Origin of the sequence: Sulfuritalea sp. (genome assembly GCF_017302275.1) — a bacterium.
Taxonomy (GTDB): domain Bacteria; phylum Pseudomonadota; class Gammaproteobacteria; order Burkholderiales; family Rhodocyclaceae; genus Sulfuritalea.
The window spans coordinates 1-5,279 of record NZ_JAFLDR010000081.1 but is presented as its reverse complement, the minus strand read 5'-3'; the positions used below and the strand labels follow the sequence as shown (position 1 = coordinate 5,279).

10 protein-coding genes are annotated in these 5,279 nt (G+C 61.5%); 4 read left to right on the top strand and 6 right to left on the bottom strand.

Going from position 1 to position 5,279, the window contains the following annotated elements; translation table 11 throughout:
- The coding region (locus tag J0M27_RS21145; protein WP_294996650.1) for an HlyD family type I secretion periplasmic adaptor subunit at nucleotides 1-962 on the top strand (962 nt) is incomplete at its 5' end.
- A gap of 17 nt (nucleotides 963-979) precedes the next feature.
- Here the strand turns inward: J0M27_RS21145 and J0M27_RS21140 are convergent.
- The 6 genes from J0M27_RS21140 to J0M27_RS21115 all read right to left on the bottom strand — a co-directional run bounded on the left by J0M27_RS21140 (nucleotide 980) and on the right by J0M27_RS21115 (nucleotide 2,937).
- Nucleotides 980-1,210 (bottom strand): BrnA antitoxin family protein, encoded by a 231-nt coding sequence (locus tag J0M27_RS21140; protein WP_294996647.1) that lies wholly within the window; start codon nucleotides 1,208-1,210, stop codon nucleotides 980-982.
- A gap of 76 nt (nucleotides 1,211-1,286) precedes the next feature.
- The gene (locus tag J0M27_RS21135; protein ID WP_294996644.1) at nucleotides 1,287-1,484 is read right to left on the bottom strand and encodes a BrnT family toxin; all 198 of its coding nucleotides are present in this window, start codon (nucleotides 1,482-1,484) and stop codon (nucleotides 1,287-1,289) included.
- Nucleotides 1,485-1,614: 130 nt separating this feature from the next.
- Complete coding sequence (locus J0M27_RS21130) at nucleotides 1,615-1,914, bottom strand: BrnA antitoxin family protein (protein ID WP_294996641.1); 300 nt, start codon at nucleotides 1,912-1,914, stop codon at nucleotides 1,615-1,617.
- Entirely contained in the window at nucleotides 1,907-2,167 is a 261-nt protein-coding gene (locus tag J0M27_RS21125; protein ID WP_294996638.1) for a BrnT family toxin, read from the bottom strand. The genes J0M27_RS21130 and J0M27_RS21125 overlap by 8 nt, the downstream gene beginning before the upstream one ends.
- A gap of 93 nt (nucleotides 2,168-2,260) precedes the next feature.
- Nucleotides 2,261-2,692: a putative toxin-antitoxin system toxin component, PIN family gene (locus tag J0M27_RS21120; RefSeq protein WP_294996635.1), complete on the bottom strand. Its 432-nt coding sequence runs from the start codon at nucleotides 2,690-2,692 to the stop codon at nucleotides 2,261-2,263.
- Nucleotides 2,689-2,937 carry an AbrB/MazE/SpoVT family DNA-binding domain-containing protein gene (locus J0M27_RS21115; protein ID WP_294996632.1) on the bottom strand — a complete coding sequence of 83 codons (249 nt, stop codon included), beginning with the start codon at nucleotides 2,935-2,937 and terminating at the stop codon, nucleotides 2,689-2,691. The genes J0M27_RS21120 and J0M27_RS21115 overlap by 4 nt, the downstream gene beginning before the upstream one ends.
- Before the next feature lie 198 nt (nucleotides 2,938-3,135).
- Between J0M27_RS21115 and J0M27_RS21110 the strand changes: the two genes are divergently transcribed.
- From J0M27_RS21110 to J0M27_RS21100, 3 genes are all read left to right on the top strand, one after another.
- On the top strand, nucleotides 3,136-3,399 hold the full coding sequence (locus J0M27_RS21110) for a hypothetical protein (RefSeq protein ID WP_294996629.1): 264 nt from the start codon (nucleotides 3,136-3,138) through the stop codon (nucleotides 3,397-3,399).
- Between the two features lie 70 nt (nucleotides 3,400-3,469).
- A complete protein-coding gene (locus tag J0M27_RS21105; RefSeq protein ID WP_294996628.1) occupies nucleotides 3,470-3,964 on the top strand; it encodes a hypothetical protein in 495 nt (164 codons plus the stop codon).
- Nucleotides 3,961-5,043: a hypothetical protein gene (locus tag J0M27_RS21100; protein WP_294996625.1), complete on the top strand. Its 1,083-nt coding sequence runs from the start codon at nucleotides 3,961-3,963 to the stop codon at nucleotides 5,041-5,043. The genes J0M27_RS21105 and J0M27_RS21100 overlap by 4 nt, the downstream gene beginning before the upstream one ends.
- The last annotated feature ends 236 nt before the right edge of the window (nucleotides 5,044-5,279 follow it).

Sequence of the window (5,279 nt, the reverse complement as noted above, 5' to 3'; positions counted from 1 at the left end):
GGCTCGGCGCCGGCCGCGCGCCGCGCATCGAGCCGCCGGCCAACATCGGCGCCGAACGCATCGCGCAAGAGCAGCGCATCCTCGACGGCCAGCACGGCGAATACCAGGCCCGCATTTCACGCATCGACGCCGAGATCGCCAAGCGCGAAGCCGAGCGGCGTTCCACTGAAGAGGTCGTGCGCAAGCTGGAGCAGACCGTGCCCATCGCGCGCCAGCGCGCCGAGGACTTCAAGGGCCTGGTGAACAAGAACTTCATTTCCAAGCACGGCTACCTGGAAAAGGAACAGGCGCGCATCGAGCAGGAAGCCGACCTGCAAACCCAGAAAAGCCGCCTCCGGGAACTCGCCGCCGCCATCGACGAAGCGCGCGGCCAGCGCAACTCGGCCCTCGCCGAAACCCGGCGCCTGGCGCTGGATACCCTCAACGAGGCCGAACAGAAGGCCACCGCCTACGGCCAGGAACTGGTCAAGTCGGACACGCGCGGAAAACTGCTGACGCTTACCGCGCCGGTCGACGGCACCGTGCAGCAACTCGCCGTGCGCACCGTCGGTGGCGTCGTCACCGAAGCCCAGACCCTGATGGTCATCGTGCCCAGGGACGACGCGCTGGAAGTCGAAGCCTTCCTGGAGAACAAGGACATCGGCTTCGTGAACGCCGGGCAGGAGGCCGAGGTCAAGGTCGAGACCTTCCCCTTCACCAAGTACGGCACGATCCCCGCCAGCCTCGTCCATGTCTCGCGCGACGCCATCAACGACCCAAAGGACGATGAAAAGCGGCGCGGCCCGATCTACTCCACCCGTGCCCGCCTGCAGCGCGCCACCATGCAGGTCGAAGGCAAAACCGTGAATCTTTCCGCCGGCATGGCGGTGAGCGTGGAAATCAAGACCGGCAAGCGCAGGGTGATCGAGTATTTCCTGAGTCCGCTGCTGCAGCACGGCAGCGAGAGTTTGCGGGAGCGGTGATGGCCATGACCGGGTACTCAGGCCGTGTGCAATTCCTCGCGCAGAATCCTGCGCAGCGCACCGATGGTCACCGGCGCAGTGTTTTGCGCCAGCGAGGCGGCAAGCGCCTCGTTGATCAGCGTTTGATAGCCCTTGCCCTCTTGCTCCGCACGCTGGCGAAAGGCTTCCAAAATCGAATCGTCCAGGTAGATCGTGATCCGGGTCTTGCCGGCCGCGGGCAGTACGGCGCCACGTTTGGCCTTGGTCATGTCGTAGTCAGCCTTCATAGCATTTCCTTTCTTTGGCATTGGCCAATCGTGCTGAAATTACTCGAACGGTCGAGCCTCATTCCGTCCAGCACACCATCAGGACCCGACCAAGGGCACCCGTGCCCAAGGTTAAAAAGCGGCGTTCGGCAAGCGCATCGGAATCTTCGCGTGTTAGCGCCATCGGGTCATACAGCACAGGTTCGGCTTCGGCGAAGGACACGCGGTGCTTGCGCAGATTGGCGGCCGCTTTCTTCGGGTCGAATTCGAAACTCACGGCTCAATAATACATATAAGGTATGTATTGCGCAAGCGGGGAGCCAGAGTGCCGACGGCAGCATGGCAAGGTTCTGCGGGGGCAGGGGCTGGCATTTGAAGCTGAAAACCAGGCGGCGCCGGTGTAACAGTCACGCCGGAGAATGGTCCTTGAGCCAATCCTTGAGCGCGGCATTCAGGCGGGTTTGCCAGCCTCGGCCGGTGGCCCGGAAGGCGGCGACGACGTCGGGATCGAGTCGCAGATTGACGTGCGCCTTGGGATTGGCGGAAACCGGGCGTCCCCGCTTTGGCCGCAGCATCGCTGCCGCCACCTTGGCGCCCACGAGCGTGGGCAACACCTCGGAGGCTGGCCTGGCGCGGGCAAAGTCCTCGGCCGTCCATTCCGGGTTTTCATCGTCGATCGACGTGGATTGGTTGCGACGTTCAGCCATGATGTTTGACCTCTCTGCTGTTGGCTTTCCGCAGGCTGATGACACGGATGACATCGCTGCGTGGCGTGAATACGGCGGCGAAAAGCCGGTCACCGATATAGCCGAATACGCGGTAACGGCGTTCGCCGTAGTCCCTGCGCAGATTCTCGACGATCACCGCCCTGCTCCAGCCCAGGTCCGCAATCAGATCGAACGGCAGGGCGCGGCGTTCGATATTGGCGGCGTTCTTGGCCGGATCACAGGTGATCTTCACTTATTTATTGTATCCACAATAAAACAGGGCCGCAACACCGGTTTTCCCCGGTTGATCACCGGCCTGACCTGCCTGGCAGCTGCGCGCCGAGATTCAAAGGCGTGCGCTGATCGTTTCAAGAAACCGCTCGGCACTGAGGATCGGGCACGCCAATTGACCAACAAGACAAAGCAAGTCCTTGTCGCCGGTCACCAGCGCATCGGCCTTGCCGACCAGCGCCAATTCCAGAAAGGGCACGTCGAATGCATCCCGACAGGGCGGTGTCGCCGGGGGCGGAACAGGTATGCGCACCGTCTTGCAATAGGGCAGGTAGTCCGCCAGCAGTTCTTCCTGCTCATGCGCGGCCAGCTTGAACTTCGGGTAGGTCAGGGCGCGGATCAATTCGGCGGCCGTGGCGCGCGACACCAGCGGCAGCACGCGCTGGCCCTGCCAGGCCAGGCGCAGGGGCGCCAGCCGGCCGCCGGCGAACACCAGCGCCGACAGCACCAGATTGGTGTCGATCACCACCCGCGGCGGGCGAGTCATTTCTTGCGTGCAGGCTTGCCGGCTGCGGCCTGCCGTGCCCACGCCACGGCATCGGCCGTGTCCTGTTCCTGGAGGTCGAGTTCCGCCAGCTTGGCGCGCACCGCATCGCCGCGCTGGATGCGCACCGGCGTCAGCACGATGCGGCCATCGCTGGCCTCGACATCAAAGTATTCCGCAGCGCCGACGGCGGCGGTGATGCTTTTTGGCAGGGTCAATTGGTTCTTGGAAGTGAGCTTGGCGAGCATGGCGGGCGCTGAAGCAGAAAGTAAGGAATCCTTACTGTACGCCATCGCAGGGGAAGCGTCCAGCGCCGGGATGCAGTGGTGCAAAAGTCGGCGCTGGCGACACGGCGACAAGCGGTGGCAAAGCAACTGGAATCCGGGAGGAGGGCAGGCGATGGGCAATGTCGGACACATGAAGACTGCGATATCGGAGCGGGACGCATGAGCGGGGCGGTGGCAAACCTCAGTCTCGTGGCGGAGGGTGGCCCGCTCGCCACCGACGCGATGACCGTTCGCCTCGGCGCCGGCTTCGGCCTGCCCGACCTCGCCATCGGCGCCAGCGATTGCGGCCAGTACCTGATGCTCACCTGCGGCGGCGAACTCATCGCCCTGATCGGCGCCATGGGCAGCGACGTCGAGACCGTCGAATTCGCCGACGGCAGTCGTTATCGGGTGGAGGAGTTGATGGATCGGGTGGCGGGGTGAATGGCGGAGCGATGGGCGCAGCGGTGTTGGAACGAGCGACAGAAGGTTTTAGCGATTTGAGGAGAGAGAAATGAAATGGAATGTGATGCTGACCCCTTTAGTTGCTAAGGACGATCCGCTCTACCGGCAGGCCATCGCCAAAGCCGGCGCCCCGCTGCCCACCGACAACCTCTACCTTGACCCGCGCCACCAATGGGCAGTGACGCAGGCCCAGGCGGAATACGGCATCAGCAACCCGAGCTCACCCGGGGTAAGCACGGGCAGCAATCCGATGATCACGCAGCTCTATGGTCACGCCGACCACAACGACAGCGAGCGCGTCGCCAACTCCGGCGTGCCCCCGGAAGCCGGGCCGATCTTCATCGAGGACCAGCCGAACATCGAAGGCCTGGTCGGCCGCCTGCCGGGACCGGAAGTCACCAAATTCCTGGAAGGCAAGGGCGACTTCGGCGATAGCCGATTCGATTTCAAGGCGCCGAAGTTTCTAAAAAGTCGGCGCTGGCGGGACGGTGGCGGGCGTAGGTTTGCGATCACGGGCGACACGGCAACGAGGAGAGCCGCATGAACGCGTTGAAACGAAGTCTATCGGTGGTGCTCACCATACTGCCGCTGTCGGGTCTGGCGGCGGACAAGGATGAGTATGTCAGCGCGGGCGGATTTAGAGCGCATCGCTTGAATGTGGACAACGATTGCGGTTGGTCGAGCTACAGCCATGAGCGAGAGGACTGCTTTCGGGTCGTAGCGGCGCTACTGCCGCCACTGGACCCATCGCGGCGGGAGGAATTCGGCGAGTCATACGACCCAAAGAAGTATCTGGAATGCCGCATAAAAAATGGTCCCGCAGTCGCTGACTGCGACCTCTACCGCCTGCGTCGCAAGCCCCACCCGGAATACTGGCCGAACCCGAACCTGCGACGGCCCGTGATCCCCGATGGCGACAAGAAGGTGTATCGGCCGGGGATGAGCAGCGAGGACTACTTCAAGGCGCTGTGCGAGGCGGAAGCGGGGGAGTTCATCTACAAGACCGTGGAGGATGTGGAGGCGGTGTATCAGATACGGCCGCGGACTGAGTCCGGACGCCACGAGAGCCAGGACAGATACGTGATCGAAGCACCCTTATTCTATGAAGGGCATACAAGCAATGCTGAAAGAATTTTTCAAGGCGTTATGGCGACTCAGTATCCAATCATGGAAAAACCCAATCTTTCCGCTAAAAGCCAACTTCAGTCGCCTCCTTATCTTCGCTATGAGCGGTACGAACGCAAGCGCGCCTACGACGGAAGGGATTATTCGATCCCGTTGGCTCCAACGCCCGCAAACGATCTCCAAAGTCAGTATGGCTTCTATTGGTACGGCATCAAGCGCCCGATGGATCGCGAACTGGCGGTGGCGGGCGGCGAGTTGGTGGTGGTGGACCTCAGAACCAATGAAGTGCTTGCTGTCAAGAGGGGTTTCGCATTGGCGGTCACAAAGAACTGGGGCAAGGGGTATTCGCCAACGGGACTTTCATGGAACGCCGGTGGCGTGTGTCCTGCCAGCGGCAATGCGCCATATCCCTACTTGGCAGTCCCATTCGCGGATAGAAATTTTGTGAACAAAGTACTCAAGCCAAAGAAGACAACCATCGAAGGGGGCTCGAAATGAATTACATCACAACATGGTACGAGATGGCCCAGCATGCGATTGCCGCGGAATCCCATCACGACATCAACATTGACCTTACCCAATCGTTATTGATATTTCCGTAAAACATGACAACTTTTGATCATCTGAAACGTTGTATCTCCAATGGTGATATTGGAGAATGTTGTCATGGCACAAAAGCGGTTAAGCGACGCAACAAAGAAGCGATTGAAGGCAGGCCGGATGCTGCTCGCGGG